The sequence below is a fragment of the Streptomyces sp. NBC_01669 genome, assembly GCF_026339735.1.
Lineage (GTDB): Bacteria > Actinomycetota > Actinomycetes > Streptomycetales > Streptomycetaceae > Streptomyces > Streptomyces yanii.
In genome coordinates, this window is sequence record NZ_JAPEQG010000001.1 from 6,056,229 (window position 1) to 6,073,357 (window position 17,129).

Below are 17,129 nucleotides of genomic sequence, written 5' to 3' on the forward strand. Positions count from 1 at the left end.
GCCTTTCGCGTCCTGTTCCCCATGGACCAGGAGAAGCAGCCCCGCGTGTACGGCAGGCATCAGGCACCCGCGCACTACGAAACCGGTGACGGCTGCCTGACCACGCTCATCAGGATTCCGGTACGGATCGTGGTGCTGGTGGTCGTCCTGCCCGTACGGATGATCTGGGACGTACTCGTCGCCACCGCACGGGCCGCCGAGCGGGTCCTGCTGCGCCCTCTGGGACGGGCCCTGTCCTGGCTGGGCAGGGTGCTCGTCGTCGCCCCGCTGGTCCTGCTGTACGAGTCGGTCCTCACCCCGCTGGGGCACGGGCTGCGGTGGCTGGCCGCCGTGGTCGGGCAAGGGCTGCTGTGGCTGGGCGCGGCCGTCTTCGTATGGCCGTGGGTGGCGCTGTGGCGCTATGTCGTCGTGCCCGTCGTCCGGTACGGGGTCGTCGTCCCGGTCGTGTGGTTCCACAGGGCTGTCCTCACCCCGCTGGGGCACGGACTGCGGTGGGTGTACCGCGAACTGCTCATCCCTGCCGGACGGGGCGTCGCCACCGCGGTGGGTCTGTTGCTCACCGTGCTCTTCGTCCGGCCCGTCGTCGGCGTGTGGCGCTACCTCCTGGTGCCGCTCGCGACCGCCGTCACCTGGCTGATGGAGCACCTGGTCGTGCTGCCGCTGGCCTGGGCGTACCGGGAACTGCTCACCCCGCTCGGCCACGGCATCGTCCGGCTGGCCGGCCTGCTGGCCCGCGGTGTCGCCGCCGCCGCCCGCGGGCTGGGGGCGGCGGTCGTCCGGCTCGTCATGACGCTGCTGGTCGCCCCGGTGAGCTGGCTGTACCGCCGGGTCCTCGCTCCGGTCGGCCGGGAGATCGCCACCGCCATCGGTGTCGCCTGGCGTATCGCCGGATTCGTCTCGCGGGCCGTCGGCCGGGCGATCGCCCGGCTGGCGTGGCATCTCATCGGCGCCCCGGCGACCTGGGTCTACCGCACGGTGTGCACACCCGTGGGACATGTCGTCCGCGACGCGGTCTGGGCCCCCGCCAAGCGCGCCGCGGTCGAGGCGGGACGTGTGGCCCGCAGTGCGCTGCGCACCGCACGCGAGAGCGTGCGGCAGGCCCGCCGCGACGCATGGCGCGCACTGGTCGGCGGGGGCCCGGTCCCCGAGCCCCGGGAACCGGTGCGCCCCCTTGCGCGTACTCTGGGTAGTACAACGACTGTGCCCAGCGCGGCGCCCGAACCTGAGATCTCCCTGCACAAGCAGGGGTGAGCCGGACCGGACGCCCCCGGGCCCACCCGTATTTCGAGGGCGGCGTGCCACCGCGTCCGCTCCGCACCGAGGAGAAGAACCACTGGGCAAGCGACAGCCCGAAGGCCCGCCGCCCGCACCGGCAGTGCAGCGCATCCGACTGCGCTACACCAAGCGCGGCCGCCTCCGGTTCACCAGCCACCGCGACTTCCAGCGCGCGTTCGAGCGGGCGCTGCGCCGCGCCGAGGTGCCCATGGCCTACTCGGCGGGCTTCACCCCGCACCCCAAGGTTTCGTACGCCAATGCCGCACCCACCGGCACGGGCAGCGAGGCCGAGTTCCTGGAGATCGCCCTCACCGAGCCGCGGGACCCCGACACGTTGCGCGCACTGCTCGACGAGTCGCTCCCGGACGGTCTCGACATTACCGACGCCGTGGAGGCCCGCACCTCGGGTCTCGCCGACCGGCTGACCGCCTCCGTGTGGGAGATGCGGCTCGACGGGGTCCCCTTCGAGGACGCCGAGAAGGCCGTCGCCGGATTCCTCGGCGCCGAGACCGTCGAGGTCCAGCGCCGTACGAAGAACGGCATGCGGACCTTCGACGCCCGCGCGGCCGTCGCCGGTCTCGAGGCCGTCGATCCCGGCGCTGATAGGCCCGGGGACAAGGCCTGTGCGATACTGCGGCTGGTTGTTCGGCACGTGACACCTGCCGTGCGACCTGACGACGTCCTGTCCGGTCTCCGCGTTGTGGCCGACCTGGCGCCGCCGGTCCCCGCAGCGGTGACCAGGCTGGCGCAGGGGCTCTTCGACGAGGAGTCCGGCACGGTGACCGACCCGCTCGCGCCCGACCGCGAGGCATCCCCGGCCGCGCAACCCACGGCCACCGGGACCGCCGTCGCGACGGCGCCGGAAGGTGCAGGTTCCGCGTAAGGCCGGTCGTTGTAGCGCAGCCCTCGGGCTCGGGAGCCACCTGGGCCGGGCCGCGCGCTGACCCATAAGACTTTCGCCAGGCCGTGCGTACATCGCGGACGGAACCGGCGAGCCAGACATTCAGCTCCCGTGCGGCGCCCGCGCCCCGGACGGCGGTACCGCGTTTCTCATGCGGACCGTGTCGGACCGGAATCAGGCGCGGCGCCCGGGAGCGTGACGGGAGAACCGCCCGCATGCTTGAACCGATCGAACCCGGGATGACCGGGAACGCCGAAGAGAACAACGCCCCCGGCGACAAGCTGCCGCCGCGCCGTAGGCGCCGCGCAGCATCCCGCCCGGCAGGCCCGCCGTCGGCGGGTGCCAAGGGCGCGGAAGCCGCCGAGGCAGTCGCGTCGGCCATACCGGCCATTGACGCCGAAACGTCCGACACCGTTGCCGCCGAGGCGGAGGCCGCGCCGCCGGCGCGTACCCGCCGCCGCGCGGTCCGCAAGGCGACCGCCCCCGCGGGCGCCCCGCAGGCCGCCGAGGTCGTCGAGGCCGTCGAGGTGGAGGAGCCTGCCGAAGCCGCTGCTCCCGCCGAGGCGCCGCGTGCGCGTCGTCGGGCGACGCGCAAGGCGACCGCTCCCGCGGGTGCGCCCAAGACCGAGGAGACCGCCGAGGCTGCTGTGCCCGCCGAGGCTGCAGAGCCCACTGAGGCTGCTCCGGCGCCGCGTGCGCGTCGCCGTGCGACGCGCAAGGCCACGGCTCCGGCAGGCGCCCCGCAGGCCGCTGAGGTCGTCGAGGCGGCGTCGGTCGTCGAGACCGTCGCTCCGATCGAGGCACCTGTTGCCGAGCCCGTCGAGGCCGCCGCCCCGCGTGGCCGTACCCGCCGCCGGGCCTCCGCTCCGGCAGGTGCCCCGCAGCCCGTGTCGGGCGACACCACGAGCGCCGAGATCGTCGAGCCCGTGGCGGCCGCGGAGGCCGTACAGGTCACCGAGACCGCAGAGACCGCAGAGGCTGCCGAGCCGGCTGCCCCGCGCGGCCGTCGTCGGGCCTCCCGCAAGGCCACCTCGCCCGCGGGTGCCCCGCAGGCCGCCGAGATCGTCGAGCCCGTGGCGCCGGTGGAGGCCGTGGTCGAGACCGAGGCCGCCGAGGAGCCGGTCGCCGAGCCGGAAGAGGAGACCGAGGCCGCCGCGCCGGGTGGCCGTACCCGCCGCCGGGCCACCGCCCCCGCAGGCCGGCCGGAGTTCACCGGCAAGGTCGAGGAGCCCGCCCGCAAGAGCCGTCGGGCGACGCGTCCCGCCGTGGCCGTCTTCCAGGCGCCGGTCTTCGCCGAGCCGATGTTCCAGACCCCGGAGACCGCCGCTGCCGCCGCCGCGGCCGCCGGTCCCGCCTCGCACTACGACGAGGCCGAGGAAGAGATCGAGACGGCAGAGGAGACCCCGTCGGCCGAAGAGGCGGCCCCGGCCGCCGAGGCCGCACCGCAGGGCGGTTCCCGGCGCCGTCGCCGCCGCCGCGGCGAGGCCGTCGAGACCGAGCCGATCGCCGACCGGGCGCCCGCCCCTACCGCCCCGGTGGAGGAGCACGCCGAGGATGAGGACGAGCTCGAGGCGGAGGCCGAGGGCGAAGCCGAGCACGAGGGCGAGGAGTCGGACGAGTACGGGGACCGTCCTTCGCGCCGTCGCCGTCGCGGTGGCCGTCGCCGCCGCCGCGGTGAGCCCAGCGAGTCGGACGAAGCCGCGGAGCAGCAGGCCGACGAGCACACCGCCGACACGTCCGAGGACGAGCACGAGCGTGGTCACGAGGCCGACGAGGAGGAGGAAGAGGACCATGAGCTGTCCGCTTCCGGCTCCAGCAGCAGCCGTCGTCGGCGTCGTCGCCGTCGTCGCAGCGGTGACGCCTCGCCCGAGGCCGAAGCCGGTACCGACGACCCGGAGCGTACGGTCGTCAAGGTCCGTGAGCCCCGGAAGAAGGAAGCCGAGCGCGAGCCCGGCACCGGCTTCGACGAGGTCCAGTCCATCAAGGGCTCGACCCGTATGGAGGCGAAGAAGCAGCGTCGCCGCGAGGGCCGTGAGCAGGGCCGTCGCCGCGTCCCGATCATCACCGAGGCGGAGTTCCTGGCCCGCCGTGAGGCCGTCGATCGCGTGATGGTCGTCCGCCAGAACGGCGACCGCACCCAGATCGGTGTCCTCGAGGACAATGTGCTCGTCGAGCACTACGTCAACAAGGAGCAGGCCACCAGCTACGTCGGCAACGTCTACCTGGGCAAGGTGCAGAACGTACTGCCGTCCATGGAGGCCGCCTTCGTCGACATCGGCAAGGGGCGCAACGCCGTCCTGTACGCCGGTGAGGTGAACTTCGAGGCGCTCGGCATGGCCCACGGGCCGCGCCGGATCGAGACCGCGCTGAAGTCCGGCCAGTCGGTCCTCGTCCAGGTGACGAAGGACCCGATCGGCCACAAGGGTGCCCGCCTGACCAGTCAGGTCTCGCTGCCCGGCCGCTACCTGGTCTATGTGCCCGAGGGCTCCATGACCGGCATCAGCCGCAAGCTGCCCGACACCGAGCGCGCCCGGCTGAAGACCATTCTCAAGAAGATCGTCCCCGAGGACGCGGGCGTCATCGTCCGTACCGCGGCCGAGGGCGCGAGCGAGGACGAGCTGCGCCGTGATGTCGAGCGGCTGCAGCAGCAGTGGGAGGACATCCAGAAGAAGTCGAAGAGCAACGGCAGCGCCAACGCGCCGACGCTGCTCTACGGCGAGCCGGACATGACCGTCAGGGTCGTCCGCGACATCTTCAACGAGGACTTCTCGAAGGTCATCGTCAGCGGTGACGACGCGTGGCAGACCATCCACGGTTACGTCGGGCATGTCGCCCCCGACCTGACGGACCGGTTGTCGAAGTGGACCTCCGAGGTCGACATCTTCGCGACGTACCGGATCGACGAGCAGCTGATGAAGGCGCTGGACCGGAAGGTCTGGCTGCCCAGCGGCGGTTCGCTGGTGATCGACAAGACCGAGGCGATGGTCGTCGTCGACGTCAACACCGGCAAGTTCACCGGTCAGGGCGGCAATCTCGAGGAGACCGTCACCAGGAACAACCTGGAGGCGGCCGAGGAGATCGTGCGTCAGCTGCGGCTGCGCGACCTCGGTGGCATCGTCGTCATCGACTTCATCGACATGGTCCTGGAGTCCAACCGGGACCTGGTGCTGCGGCGCCTGTTGGAGTGCCTGGGTCGCGACCGTACGAAGCACCAGGTCGCCGAGGTCACCTCGCTGGGCCTGGTCCAGATGACCCGCAAGCGGGTGGGCCAGGGGCTGCTGGAGTCGTTCTCCGAATCCTGCGTCCACTGCAATGGTCGCGGCGTGATCGTGCACATGGAGCAGCCGAGCTCGATCGGTGGCGGCGGCAACGGCAAGCGGGCCAAGAAGCGCGGCCGCGGTGGTGCCGGTGAGCAGCCCGAGCACGAGCACCTCGTCGACCACGAGCATGTCGAGGCGGAGGTGGAGACCGAGGCCGAGGTGGCTGCGGAGGTCGCAGCCCCGCTGGCGCTCTCCGAGCCGGAGTTCGTACCGGACGAGGAGCTGTACAGCAGCCCGGCCGAGGCCGAGGCGGCTGCCTCGCGTGGCCGTGGTCGCCGGCGTGCGACCCGTAAGGCATCGGCCCCGGCCGGCGCCCCGAAGTCCGCGCCCGCTCCGGTCGTGGAGCCGGAGCCGGCCGCCGAGGTCCAAGCGGTCGTCGAGCCCGAGCCGGTTGTCGAGGTCCCGGTGGCTGTCGAGGCCCCCGTGGCCGAGGCGCCGCAGGGCCGTACGCGTCGTCGGGCGACCCGCAAGGCGACCGCTCCGGCGGGATCGCCGGCCCCGGCCGAGCAGGTCGCGCCGGTCGAAGCGCCGCTGTCCGTCGCGGACGTGGTGGCCGAGGCCCCGGTTGCCGAGGCGCCGCAGCCGGAGGCTGCACCGGAGGAGGTGGCCGCTCCGGCCTCCCCGCCGCGTGCCCGGCGCCGGGTGACCCGCAAGGTCACCGCCCCCGCGGGATCGCCCGCGGGTGCGGACGGCGCCGAGGTCGTCGTGGTGACCGGCTCCACCGAGCCGAAGCCCGACGTGGAGCCGGTCGCTGCCGCAGCCGAGGCAACACAGGCCGCGGAAGCCGCGGAGACCGAGGCCCCGGCGAAGAAGACGGCACGCAAGACCGTCAAGAAGGCGACGGCCAAGAAGGCGGTCGCCAAGAAGACGGCTGCCAAGAAGACCGCCGCGAAGAAGACGACGGCCAAGACGACGGCCAAGAAGGCGGCGAAGAAGACGGTTGCCGCGGAGCAGTCGTCGCCGACGGTCGTCTCGGCCGACGCCGAGGGCTGACCGACGGTCACAAGGTGAACGACGAGGTGCGGCCCTCCCGCGGGAGGGCCGCACCTCGTCGTTCGGGCGGCCCTTTTCTTTACCCTTAACCTCGACGAAACCCGCTGTGAAAAGCCTGATAATGTGACGCGGCCGTGCCGGGGGAGGTCTTCCCGGAAAGGAACTGCTCCCGGCGGTGGCCTGGCCCAGCCAGAGCGAAACAGCCGTTCATTCCCTGCGTGATCCAATTCCGTAGGGAATGGCAGATTTTGTCCGTAATGTATTGGCACACCATCGGTTATGTGCCGGGCGTAGGAGTCCCCCCGGACATCCGCACGCCTCAAAGCCCTCGCCGATCGAGCTCTTGTGCTGTTCAAGGAGGATGCCCATGTCGAGCGACACCCGGGGACCTGTCCCCGCTGCCCGGCCGGTGATCGGTGAGGAAGAGATCGAAGCGGTGGTGCGCGTACTGCGCAGCGGTCGCGTGGTCCAGGGACCGGAGGTGGCCGCCTTCGAGGAGGGCTTCTCGGAGCTGGTCGACGGACGCCACTGCGTCGCCGTCAACTCCGGCACCTCCGCGCTGCACCTCCTGCTGCTCGCTCTGGGCATCGGCCCCGGCGACGAGGTCATCGTTCCGTCGTTCTCCTTCGCCGCCTCGGCCAACGCGGTCCGTCTGACCGGGGCCGACGTCGTCTTCGCCGACATCGAGCCCGGGAGCTTCGGTCTGGACCCGGCCGCCGTCGAGGCCGCCATCACCTCCCGCACCGCCGCGATCATGCCCGTCCACCTCTACGGGCACCCGGCGGCGATGGACGCGCTGATGGCGATCGCGACGAAGCACGGCCTCGCCGTCGTCGAGGACGCCTGCCAGGCACACGCCGCGGCCCTGAACGGCACGCCCGTCGGCGCCTTCGGATCCGGCGGCACGTTCAGCTTCTACCCGACCAAGAACATGCACTCCCTCGAAGGCGGCATGATCACCACCGCCGACGCCGAGATTGCCCGAACCCTCCGGCTGCTGCGCAATCAAGGCATGGAGCAGAGGTACGCCAACGAGATCGTCGGCGCCAACATGCGGATGACGGACGTCTCGGCCGCCGTCGGCCGCGTACAGCTCGGAAAGGTGCTCGGCTGGACCGAGCAGCGCCGCGCCAACGCCGCCTACCTCGACCGGCACATCACCGCGGCCAATGTGACGGTCCCGCCCGTTGCCGAGGGTGCACGCCACGTTTACCACCAGTACACCGTCCGGGTGCATGGTGACCGGGACGCCGCCATGGCCAGACTGAACGAGGCGGGTATCGGCAACGCCGTGTACTACCCGACTCCGATCCACCGGCTGAAGCCGTACTGGGAGCCCGACCAGAAGGCCGGCCGCAACTGGGATCTTCCGGAGACCGAGCGCGCCGCCGCCGAGGTCGTCTCATTGCCCGTACATCCTTCGCTCTCGCCGGAGGACCTGGACCGTATTGTCGCGGCCGTGAACTCGCTGGGAGAGATGCAGTGACTGCAGGACTGAGAGCCGGGTTGATCGGTCTCGGCTCGATGGGCCGCCACCACGCGCGCGTGCTGGCCGGCCTGGAGAACGTGACGCTGGTCGGCGTCGTCGACCCGATGGGCGACAAGAACGGATGGGCCCAGGGCGCTCCGGTGCTGTCCACCGTCGAGGAACTGATCGGGCTCGGCATCGACTACGCCGTGGTGGCCTGCCCCACCGCGCTGCACGAGGAAGTCGGCCTGAAGCTCGCCGAGGCCGGCATCTGCGCCCTGATCGAGAAGCCGGTCGCCGACACGGTCGAGGGGGCCCGCCGTCTGGTCGAGGCCTTCGAGTCCCGTGGTCTGGTCGCGGGTGTCGGGCACATCGAGCGCTGCAACCCGGCGCTGCGCTCCCTGCGTACCCGTCTGGAGGGGGGCGAGCTGGGTGAGGTCTTCCAGGTGGTCACCCGCCGGCAGGGCCCGTTCCCGCACCGTATCGCCGATGTGGGCGTCGTCAAGGACCTCGCCACGCACGACATCGACCTGACCGGCTGGGTGACGGGCCAGAGCTATGTCTCGGTCGCGGCCCACACCGTCCACAAGAGCGGCCGGCCGCACGAGGACATGGTCTCCGTCGCCGGTCTGCTCAGCGACGGCAGCATGGCCAACCACCTCGTCAACTGGCTGAGCCCGCTCAAGGAGCGCTTCACCTCCGTCACCGGCGAGCGCGGCACTTTCATCGCCGACACCCTCACCGCCGACCTGACCTTCCACTCGAACGCCGCCGTGGCCACCGAGTGGGAGGCGCTCCAGGCCTTCCGTGGAGTCTCCGAGGGCGACATGATCCGGTACGCCATCCCCAAGCGCGAGCCGCTGTTGGTCGAGCACGAGCTCTTCCGCGACGGGGTGCTCGGCGTCTCGCAGGACATCTGCACGCTGCGGGAGGGGCTTCGTACGGTCGAGGTCGCCGCCGCAGTACTGGAATCCGCACGCAGCGGACTCACCGTCACCACCTCCACGGGAGAGCTGGCCGCTCATGGCGTCTGAGAACAACCCGGCACCGCGGACCGGAACCCGCGGTCGGATCGTCATGCTGGTCGACAACGGCGTGAACGGGGACTCCCGGGTCCAGAAGGAAGCGCGTTCGGCCGCCGAGGCGGGCTGGGACGTGACCCTGCTCGGCAAGTCGCCCGGCAAGTCGGAGCAGCACTGGATGATCGGCGACGCCAAGGTCCGGCTGCTCAAGGTGCCGGGCCCGATGCAGCGGCGCCGGCACGAGTACCGGCGTGCTCCGCTGCGCGCGCCGCTGGCCTACCGCCCGGGGCCGCTCGCTGCCTACCGCAAGCAGAAGATGAAGGCATGGCGCGCCGATCTCAACGTCCGTGTGATCGAGGCGGCGGCCAAGGGCTCGGCGGTGTCCAAAGTGACGCTGCTGCCCGAGCGGGCCAGTGCCAAGGTGGTCAGCCGCTGGGTCGGTCTGCGGGTGCGCCGGACCTTTGCGCTGGAGCAGCGGCGCAAGCGGATGGACGCGCCGCTCGACCGTTTCACCACGGCGTTCTGGCAGCGCATGATGGGGGAGCGGGCCTGGCGTCGGCTCGACCCGTATCTGCTCGACCTCGACCTTGCCTACGGCAAGGTGATCGACGAGCTGAAGCCCGATCTGATCCACGCCAATGACTTCCGCATGCTCGGGGTCGGCGCGCGGGCCACGCTGCGGGCGCGGGCCGCGAAGCGCGACGTCAAGCTGGTCTGGGACGCGCACGAGTTCCTGCCGGGCATCAAGCCGTGGGATCCGCACCCGCGGTGGCATGTCGCGCAGTGCCTGCACGAGCTGGCGTACTCCAAGTACGCCGACGCCGTGACGACCGTCTCCGCGACGCTCGCGGACATGCTGGTCGAGCGGCACGGACTGGCCACGACGCCCACGGTCGTGCTGAACGCACCGGACGCGGAGATCTCGCCGGAGCAGGCCGCGGAGCCGGTACCGGATCTGCGCGAACTGTGCGGGATCGGGCCGGACGTTCCGCTGTCCGTCTACAGCGGCGCCGCAGCTCCGCAGCGCGGCCTCGACATCATGGTCGAGTCGCTGCCGCACCTGTCCGAACTGCACGTGGCGTTCGTCGTGCTGCGGCCGAAGTCGCCGTACATGACCGAGCTGGCGCAGCGCGCCGAGGAGCTCGGAGTGGCCGACCGGGTGCACATCCTTCCGTACGTTCCGCACTACCAGGTCGTACCCTTCCTGGGGACGGCGGACTTCGGCGTCATTCCGATCCACCATTGGCCGAACCACGAGATCGCTCTGATCACCAAGTTCTTCGAGTACTCGCACGCGCGGCTGCCGCTCGTGGTGAGCGATGTGAAGACGATGGGTGAGATGGCCGCCAAGACCGGTCAGGGCGAGGTCTTCAAGGCCGACGACGTCCAGGACTACATCCGCGCCGTGAAGGCGGTGCTCGCGGAACCGAAGAAGTACCGGGACGTGTACGACGAACCGGGACTGCTCGACCAGTGGACCTGGGAGGCCCAGGCGGAGGCGCTCGACCAGGTGTACACGAAGCTGCTTCCCGCACGTCCGCGCACATCCGTCGACAGAGCCGCCGAGGTGACCGTGTGACCGGTAGAACCGATGTTCCTGATGTGACGGTCGTCGTGGCCGTGTACAACACCATGCCCTACCTCACCGAGTGCCTCAACTCACTCGTAGGGCAGTCCATCGGTACGGACCGCCTTGAGGTCGTGGCGGTCGACGACGGCTCGACGGACGACAGCGGCGCCGAGCTCGACCGGTTCGCCGAGCGCTACCCGGACGTCGTCAAGGTGGTCCACCAGCCCAACTCCGGTGGCCCGGCGGCGCCGAGCAACCGCGCGCTGGAGCTGGCCACCGGCCGGTACGTCTACTTCATCGGTTCCGACGACTACCTCGGCGAGGAAGCGCTGGAGCGGATGGTCGCCTGCGCCGACCGGAACGGGTCGGACGTCGTGGTCGGCAAGATGGTCGGCACCAACGGCCGGTATGTGCGCCAGTCCCTCTACAAGGCCAACGATGCGGACGTCAGCCTCTTCGGGCCGGAACTGCCGTTCGCGCTGGCCAATACCAAGCTCTTCCGCCGCGAGCTCGTGGAGAAGCACAAGCTGCGCTTCCCGGAGGACCTGGCGGTCGGCAGCGACCAGCCGTTCACCATCGAGGCCTGCTACCGCGCCCGCAAGATATCGGTGGTCGCCGACTACACCTGTTACTACGCGGTGAAGCGCGGCGACGCCAGCAACATCACCTACCGCGCCGATCACCTGGCGCGGCTGCGCTGCACCGCGGCGATCATGGATCATGCGGCCGGGCTGATCGAGGCCGGGCCGAACCGGGACGCCCTCTTCAAGCGCCACTTCACCTGGGAGCTGTCCAAGCTCATCCAGGGCGACTTCCCGGCGCTCGACGCGGAGACCCGGCGCGAGGTCTGCGCGGGCATCGCACGGCTGGCGGACACCTACCTGACGGACGAGCTGAGCGACTCGCTGCCCGTCAAGCTGCGGGCCAGGCTCCGGCTGGCGCAGAGCGGTGCCACGGACACGCTCTGCCGTGCCATCACCGAAGAGGCCGAACAGGGCGCGCCGCCGTTCCACCTGGAGGACGGCCGCGCCTTCGCGCGGTACCCCGGCTTCCGCGATGCCGGTACGGGGCTTCCGGACCGCTCCTTCGAGCTGGTCGGCGAGCGCGTCCCCGGACGGCTCGCGAACAAGACCGAGCTGATCGAGTCCGGTTGGGCTCAGGAGGGCGACGAACTGTCCTTCACCGCCACGATACGGATCGGCGTCGTCGGTGACACCGGCTCCGCCGTCCTGCGCCTCGCCGAAGGCGCCATGCCCGGCAGCGCCGACAAGGCGCGCGCCCAGCGGCTGCCCGATGGCAAGCAACTTCCCCCGGCGCCCGGTGAGTTCCTCCGGGAGGTCGCGGCCGACGGCAATGCCACGCTGCTGTATGCCCGGATCCCGCTGGAGCCGCGCAGCTCCAAGCGCGGGGTGCGTGTCTACATCGACGTGGCCGGATCGACGTACGAGATCCCGGTGCGGGCCGACGGCCGTCCGATGCCGCTGACGCGGCAGTGGCGCAGCGGGGAAGAGCCGTACCGGGCCGCGGCACGCCCCAACAGCAAGGGGCGTGTGGTGGTCAGCACTCGCCCGCTCCACCCGCCCAAGACATCGCTGGGCTCGCGGCTGCGATCCCGGCTGAGCGGCGCCAAGTTCTCCAAGAGGAAGTAACCCCATGAACATCTGTGTAGTAGCCCTCGGCAAGATCGGCCTTCCCCTGGCCGTGCAGTTCGCCGCCAAGGGCCACCGGGTGATCGGCGCCGATGTCAACGAGAAGGTCGTCGGGCTGGTCAACGCCGCGGTCGAGCCGTTCCCCGGTGAGCACGACCTCGACGTCAAGCTCAAGGAGACCGTTGCGGCAGGCCTGTTGACGGCGACGACGGACACCACCGCCGCGGTCGCGGAGTCCGACGCCGTCGTGGTCGTCGTGCCGCTGTTCGTGGACGCCGAAGGCACCCCGGACTTCGGCTGGATGGACTCCGCGACGAGGGCGATCGCCGCCGGACTGAAGCCCGGCACGCTCGTCAGCTACGAGACCACGCTGCCGGTCGGGACCACGCGCACCCGCTGGGCGCCCATGCTCGAAGCGGGGTCAGGGCTCAAGGCCGGCGACGACTTCCACGTGGTGTTCTCTCCGGAGCGGGTGCTCACCGGCCGGGTCTTCGCCGACCTGCGCCGCTATCCGAAGCTGGTCGGCGGCATCGACGAGGCGTCGACCGCGCACGGCGTGGAGTTCTACGAGTCGGTCCTCGACTTCGACGACCGTACGGATCTGCCGCGGCCCAACGGCGTCTGGGACCTGGGTACTTCGGAGGCCTCCGAACTCGCCAAGCTCGCCGAGACCACCTACCGTGACGTCAACATCGGCCTGGCGAACCAGTTCGCCCGGTTCGCCGACCAGCAGAACATCGACGTCCTGAAGGTCATCGAGGCCTGCAACTCGCAGCCGTTCAGCCACATCCACCAGCCGGGGATCGCCGTCGGTGGCCACTGCATTCCGATCTACCCGCGGATGTACCTGTGGAACGACCCGACGGCGACCGTCGTACGCTCCGCGCGCGAGGCCAACGCCGCGATGCCGGAGTACGCCGTGGACCTGCTGGCCGCCGCCTACGGCGACCTGACCGGTGCCGAGGTGCTGGTGCTCGGCGCGGCCTACCGCGGCGGCGTCAAGGAGACGGCGTTCTCCGGCGTCTTCCCGACCGTCGACGCGCTCCGCGCACGAGGCGCGAACGTCTACGTGTCGGACCCGCTGTACACCGCCGAGGAGCTGACCGCACACGGTCTGACGCCGCACGCAGGTGAGGCCGTCACCGCCGCTATCCTCCAGGCCGACCACGCCGAGTACCGGGAGCTGGCCGCGGCCGACCTGCCGGATGTGCGGGTCCTGGTCGACGGCCGCCGCACGACGGACCCGGCCCGCTGGGAAGGCGTCCGCCGCGTCGTCATCGGCGGCTGATCCGCCGTACGCGCGCCGAGGGACCCGGTCGATCGTGTCGGCCGGGTCCCTCGGGCGTTTCGTCGGAGATCTACCGCTCGGCGGATGCGGCCTCGACGAGGGTGGCCGGGCCGGTCTCGCGGTAGCGCGCACCGGTCTGCGGGCACTCCCACACCCCGGGCTCGTCCGCGGACTCCACCAGCTTCACACCGGCGCGGCCGACCCAGCCGACCTGCCGGGCCGGAACACCGACGACGAGAGCGAAGTCGGGCACGTCCTTGGTCACCACGGCGCCGGCCGCCACCATGGCCCAGCGGCCGATCCGGACCGGGGCCACCGCGACGGAGCGCGCGCCCAGCGACGCGCCCTCGGCGATCTTCACGCCGACGGCCTCCCAGTCACCGCCGCGCTTCTGCTTGCCGTCCGGGTCGACCGAACGCGGGTTGTGGTCGTTGGTGAGCACCACCGCCGGGCCGATGAAAACACCGTCGGCGAGTTCGGCCGGCTCGTACACCAGCGCATAGTTCTGGATCTTGACGTTGTCGCCGATCCGGACGCCCGTACCGACGTAGGCGCCGCGGCCGACCACGCAGCCTTCGCCGAGCCGGGCCTGCTCGCGGATCTGGGCGAGTTCCCAGACACTGCTGCCTGCCCCGATCTCGGCGGTCTCGTCGACCTGGGCGGTGGGCTGGACCCTGTAGTTCACGATGTGTCTGCCTCTCGGAGTACGTGCTCGACCGGTGAGCTTACTTACCGGTCCGCGCCCAGCAGCAGCCGGTCGTAGTCGCTCCGCACGGTCTCCCAGTCCCAGGTCGAGAGGGCGTACCGGGACGCCTCGCGCCCGGCCTCGGCCCGGATCCCCTCGGACGCGGTGACGGCGAGGATGCGCTCGGCGGCCTGCTGCGGGGTGGTGACGATCCAGTCCTCGGGGAAGAGGGTCCGCGTGCCGTGCGGACGACCGGCCACGAACGGCCAGTCCCGGACGACCGGCACGGCACCGGCCGCCGCTCCCTCCATCAGGCCGACGTGACAGCCCTCACGGACGGAGCTGCTGAGGATCACGCCCACTCCGGTGAACACGCCGGGTACGTCGTCGGTCGGCCCGAGTCTGCGCACGGCACCCGTGGGCTCCAGCCCGGCGAGATCCTTCTCCAGGGCCTCGTGATAGGCGGCGGCCGCCGCGCTGGGTGCCGGATCGATTCCGCCGCCGACCATCAGCAGGCGGTAGCGCTCGTCCCGGTCCCGCAGGAGCCTGAGCACCTCCAGCGCCCAGCGCGGGTCCTTGGCGATCTGGCCGATGCCTATCAGGCCCACGGTGAACCGCGCGTCGTCGCTCTTGGGACGGTCGAACCGCCGCAGGTCCAGTGCGTTGTGCAGGAAGTGGAGGCGTGGCGCGCCGGTAGCGAGCAGCCGGGGAACGGCGGCGGTGGTCAACTCCCGCATGTGTTCCGCGATGAACACGACATCGTCGACCCGGGAGAAGTCCATGATGTGCGGCCAGTACGTGAACGACTCGTACTTGTGGAGCCGGACGACGATCCGGGTGCTCCCCGGATCGACCAAGGTCATGAACGCGGCGGCCGTGGAGCACCACTCGACGAAGACGGTGTCCGCCCAGTCCAGATGGGGGCGCAGCGCCGCTTCGACCTCGGCTGCGTACGCGGCCTGGGTCCCGAGCGGCAGCTCGATCATCCGCCGCAGGCCCTTGGCCAGCGGCGCGAGTACCGGATCGGCCGCCAGGTCCAGCGCGCGGAGCTCGACACCGGGGTGGTCCGCGTAACGCTCGGTGAGCAGGCCCAGGAAGTTGGCGTTGGCCCGGTTCACCACGAGCAGCCGCAGCGGTCGGTCGGTCGGGGGTACAGCGGGGGGTGTCTTCCGGCCGCGGGGTGCCGCCACCGCGCGGGCGGTGGTGCTGGCGCGCAGCCGGGCGGTGAATCCGGCCGGGTCGTCCGACAGGGGCGAGTGGAGCCGGTCGACGTGCGGAACCCGGTGAAAAGCCAGCAGCAGGGCCCGGGTGAGAGCCGCGGCGGCCTCCTTCTTCCGGCCCGCCTTCAGGTCCGCGTCCGCGCAGGCCAGCTCGGCTCCGTACGCCTGGACGAGATGGCGTGGGACCAGACCCCGGGACAGCTGCGCGTCGGCCGCCGCGCCGAGCAGGTCCGCCTTGAGCCTGCGGTCACGGACGCGGTGGGCGGTGATGCCCAGGACGCGCTCGGCCAAAAACGGCCGGTCGGTGCGGGCCATGCGCGCGGTCGCCCGGCGGGCAACCTTGGCCAGGAATTCATCGGGGATCTGTGGTGTCGACACGTTGTGGCTCCACGGTTGAGTCAGGAACTCGGACCGTACGGCCTATCGGGGACCGGCGAAAGTCCTGAACGCCCTCTGCGATCAGGGCAATCCCGAGTGTCACCGGTACCCACATGAGGACTCCGAGCCGATCCGCCTCCTGGACCAGCGGATGAGCCGCGACCTGAGCGGCGCCGGTCAGTGTCACCGCACACGCGAGCGGGCCGAGGACGCCGCCGCGACGGATCAGCACCCAGAGCGAGACCACCGCGGCCACCAGGAAGAACGGCATCGCGGCCTGCTCTGTGAACCAGTGACCCCAGTACCGCAGATTGAGGTCGGTCAGCCGGGCCCACGGGTCGGGTATCTCCGGCGAGCGGAAATGGCGCGTGAAGGTGTCCTGGAGGGTGACCTCGGAGGACGGCAGACCGAGCAGCTTCATGGCCAGCGCCACGGCGGCGGCGCATCCGGTGGCCGCACCGGCGAGGAGGAGATCGTGCCGGGAGCGGCGGAAGAGCCAGGAAGCGAGCGCGGCGGTCGCGATCAGGGCCGCCAGCAACAGAGCCGTCGAGTAGCGCGTCACCGCGCACACGGCAAGGGCGCCGGTGAACAGCACCACACCGGACAGCCGCCTGCCGCGCGCCATCAGGACGCCACCCCACACCGCCCCGAGCACACAGACCGTGACCAGGCCCTCGCTCAGTGCCTGCAGGCTCCACCAGCCGAGTGGTGAGACAAGAAATGCGATCTGCCCGACGACGGCCGGTAGGCGGCCGAGACCGGCGCTCCGCAGCAGTCCGCGCACCATCAGTGAACCGGCGAGAGCCAGTACGAGGCCCAGGGCGCGCATCCCGTCCAGCACGCCGAGAGCGCCGACGAAAGGAGCGGCGAGCAGCGGATACCCGGGCCGGGACGAGAAGATCGACTGGTAGCGCTCGTCCGCCGTGGTGATGTCGGTGGCGTCGGACCACCGGGTCAGGCAGGCGGCGGAGCTCGATGCCCTGGCGTCGGCCGCGTCGGCGGAACCGGCCAGCGGATCCAGGGACCTCGTCTCCGCGGCCGCGTCGGCACGACTCGTGCAGAACGCCTTGAGCGCGGTCCGGTGCGCCTCCTCGCGCGTGGCGCCGAGCTGCTGCTCCGCGGCGCGTGCGTAACGGTACGAGTCCGGGAAAAGGGCCCACGAGGAACCGGCGGTCAGCTGCGCCAGCGCGTAAACGGCACAGACCAGGAGGGGCAACAGCCAGGTGCGGCCGAGCAGGGCGGATCGCAGCATCTACGGCCTCGGGAGTACAGAGAGTGATCAAAACTGACAAACTAGCACGGCACCGACCCGGTGCTTCGGCCGGTGTGGAGGCTCCGCGGGCGGGTCCGCGGAGCCCTG

At 71.1% G+C, this 17,129-nt stretch carries 11 protein-coding genes; 8 read left to right on the forward strand and 3 right to left on the reverse strand.

Annotated elements, in window-relative coordinates; all coding sequences use genetic code 11:
- Positions 1-21 precede the first annotated feature (21 nt).
- The 8 genes from OG972_RS27145 to OG972_RS27180 all read left to right on the forward strand — a co-directional run bounded on the left by OG972_RS27145 (position 22) and on the right by OG972_RS27180 (position 13,486).
- Entirely contained in the window at positions 22-1,251 is a 1,230-nt protein-coding gene (locus OG972_RS27145) for a hypothetical protein (protein WP_266985701.1), read from the forward strand.
- Positions 1,252-1,375: 124 nt separating this feature from the next.
- The gene (locus OG972_RS27150) at positions 1,376-2,158 is read left to right on the forward strand and encodes a TIGR03936 family radical SAM-associated protein (protein WP_266985703.1); all 783 of its coding nucleotides are present in this window, start codon (positions 1,376-1,378) and stop codon (positions 2,156-2,158) included.
- A 233-nt stretch (positions 2,159-2,391) separates the two neighbouring features.
- On the forward strand, positions 2,392-6,489 hold the full coding sequence (locus OG972_RS27155) for an Rne/Rng family ribonuclease (protein ID WP_266985705.1): 4,098 nt from the start codon (positions 2,392-2,394) through the stop codon (positions 6,487-6,489).
- 367 nt (positions 6,490-6,856) lie between these two features.
- On the forward strand, positions 6,857-7,975 hold the full coding sequence (locus OG972_RS27160) for a DegT/DnrJ/EryC1/StrS aminotransferase family protein (protein ID WP_266985707.1): 1,119 nt from the start codon (positions 6,857-6,859) through the stop codon (positions 7,973-7,975).
- Positions 7,972-8,991, forward strand: a complete 1,020-nt coding sequence (locus OG972_RS27165; protein ID WP_266985709.1) for a Gfo/Idh/MocA family protein — start codon at positions 7,972-7,974, stop codon at positions 8,989-8,991. The genes OG972_RS27160 and OG972_RS27165 overlap by 4 nt, the downstream gene beginning before the upstream one ends.
- A complete protein-coding gene (locus tag OG972_RS27170) occupies positions 8,981-10,558 on the forward strand; it encodes a glycosyltransferase family 4 protein (RefSeq protein WP_266985711.1) in 1,578 nt (525 codons plus the stop codon). Before OG972_RS27165 ends, OG972_RS27170 begins: the two co-directional genes overlap by 11 nt.
- Positions 10,555-12,198, forward strand: coding sequence for a glycosyltransferase family 2 protein (locus tag OG972_RS27175; RefSeq protein ID WP_266985713.1), 1,644 nt, complete (start codon positions 10,555-10,557; stop codon positions 12,196-12,198). The genes OG972_RS27170 and OG972_RS27175 overlap by 4 nt, the downstream gene beginning before the upstream one ends.
- Before the next feature lie 4 nt (positions 12,199-12,202).
- Positions 12,203-13,486 (forward strand): nucleotide sugar dehydrogenase, encoded by a 1,284-nt coding sequence (locus OG972_RS27180; RefSeq protein ID WP_266985715.1) that lies wholly within the window; start codon positions 12,203-12,205, stop codon positions 13,484-13,486.
- A 70-nt stretch (positions 13,487-13,556) separates the two neighbouring features.
- On the opposite strand, the gene OG972_RS27185 is transcribed toward OG972_RS27180, so the two are convergent.
- Genes OG972_RS27185 through OG972_RS27195 form a run of 3 tightly spaced genes read right to left on the reverse strand, consistent with a single transcriptional unit; the run spans position 13,557 to position 17,021 of the window.
- Positions 13,557-14,171 carry an acyltransferase gene (locus tag OG972_RS27185; RefSeq protein WP_266985717.1) on the reverse strand — a complete coding sequence of 205 codons (615 nt, stop codon included), beginning with the start codon at positions 14,169-14,171 and terminating at the stop codon, positions 13,557-13,559.
- 44 nt (positions 14,172-14,215) lie between these two features.
- The gene (locus OG972_RS27190; RefSeq protein WP_266985719.1) at positions 14,216-15,769 is read right to left on the reverse strand and encodes a hypothetical protein; all 1,554 of its coding nucleotides are present in this window, start codon (positions 15,767-15,769) and stop codon (positions 14,216-14,218) included.
- A complete protein-coding gene (locus OG972_RS27195; RefSeq protein ID WP_266985721.1) occupies positions 15,744-17,021 on the reverse strand; it encodes a hypothetical protein in 1,278 nt (425 codons plus the stop codon). Before OG972_RS27195 ends, OG972_RS27190 begins: the two co-directional genes overlap by 26 nt.
- Positions 17,022-17,129 lie beyond the last annotated feature (108 nt).

Bases quoted from the DNA above. Each gene is read 5' to 3' on its own strand.
- OG972_RS27145 (WP_266985701.1), top strand. From the start codon at position 22: ATGGACCAGGAGAAGCAGCCCCGCGTGTACGGCAGGCATCAGGCACCC.
- OG972_RS27160 (WP_266985707.1), top strand. From the start codon at position 6,857: ATGTCGAGCGACACCCGGGGACCTGTCCCCGCTGCCCGGCCGGTGATC.
- OG972_RS27180 (WP_266985715.1), top strand. From the start codon at position 12,203: ATGAACATCTGTGTAGTAGCCCTCGGCAAGATCGGCCTTCCCCTGGCC.
- OG972_RS27170 (WP_266985711.1), top strand. From the start codon at position 8,981: ATGGCGTCTGAGAACAACCCGGCACCGCGGACCGGAACCCGCGGTCGG.
- OG972_RS27195 (WP_266985721.1), bottom strand. From the start codon at position 17,021: ATGCTGCGATCCGCCCTGCTCGGCCGCACCTGGCTGTTGCCCCTCCTG.
- OG972_RS27155 (WP_266985705.1), top strand. From the start codon at position 2,392: ATGCTTGAACCGATCGAACCCGGGATGACCGGGAACGCCGAAGAGAAC.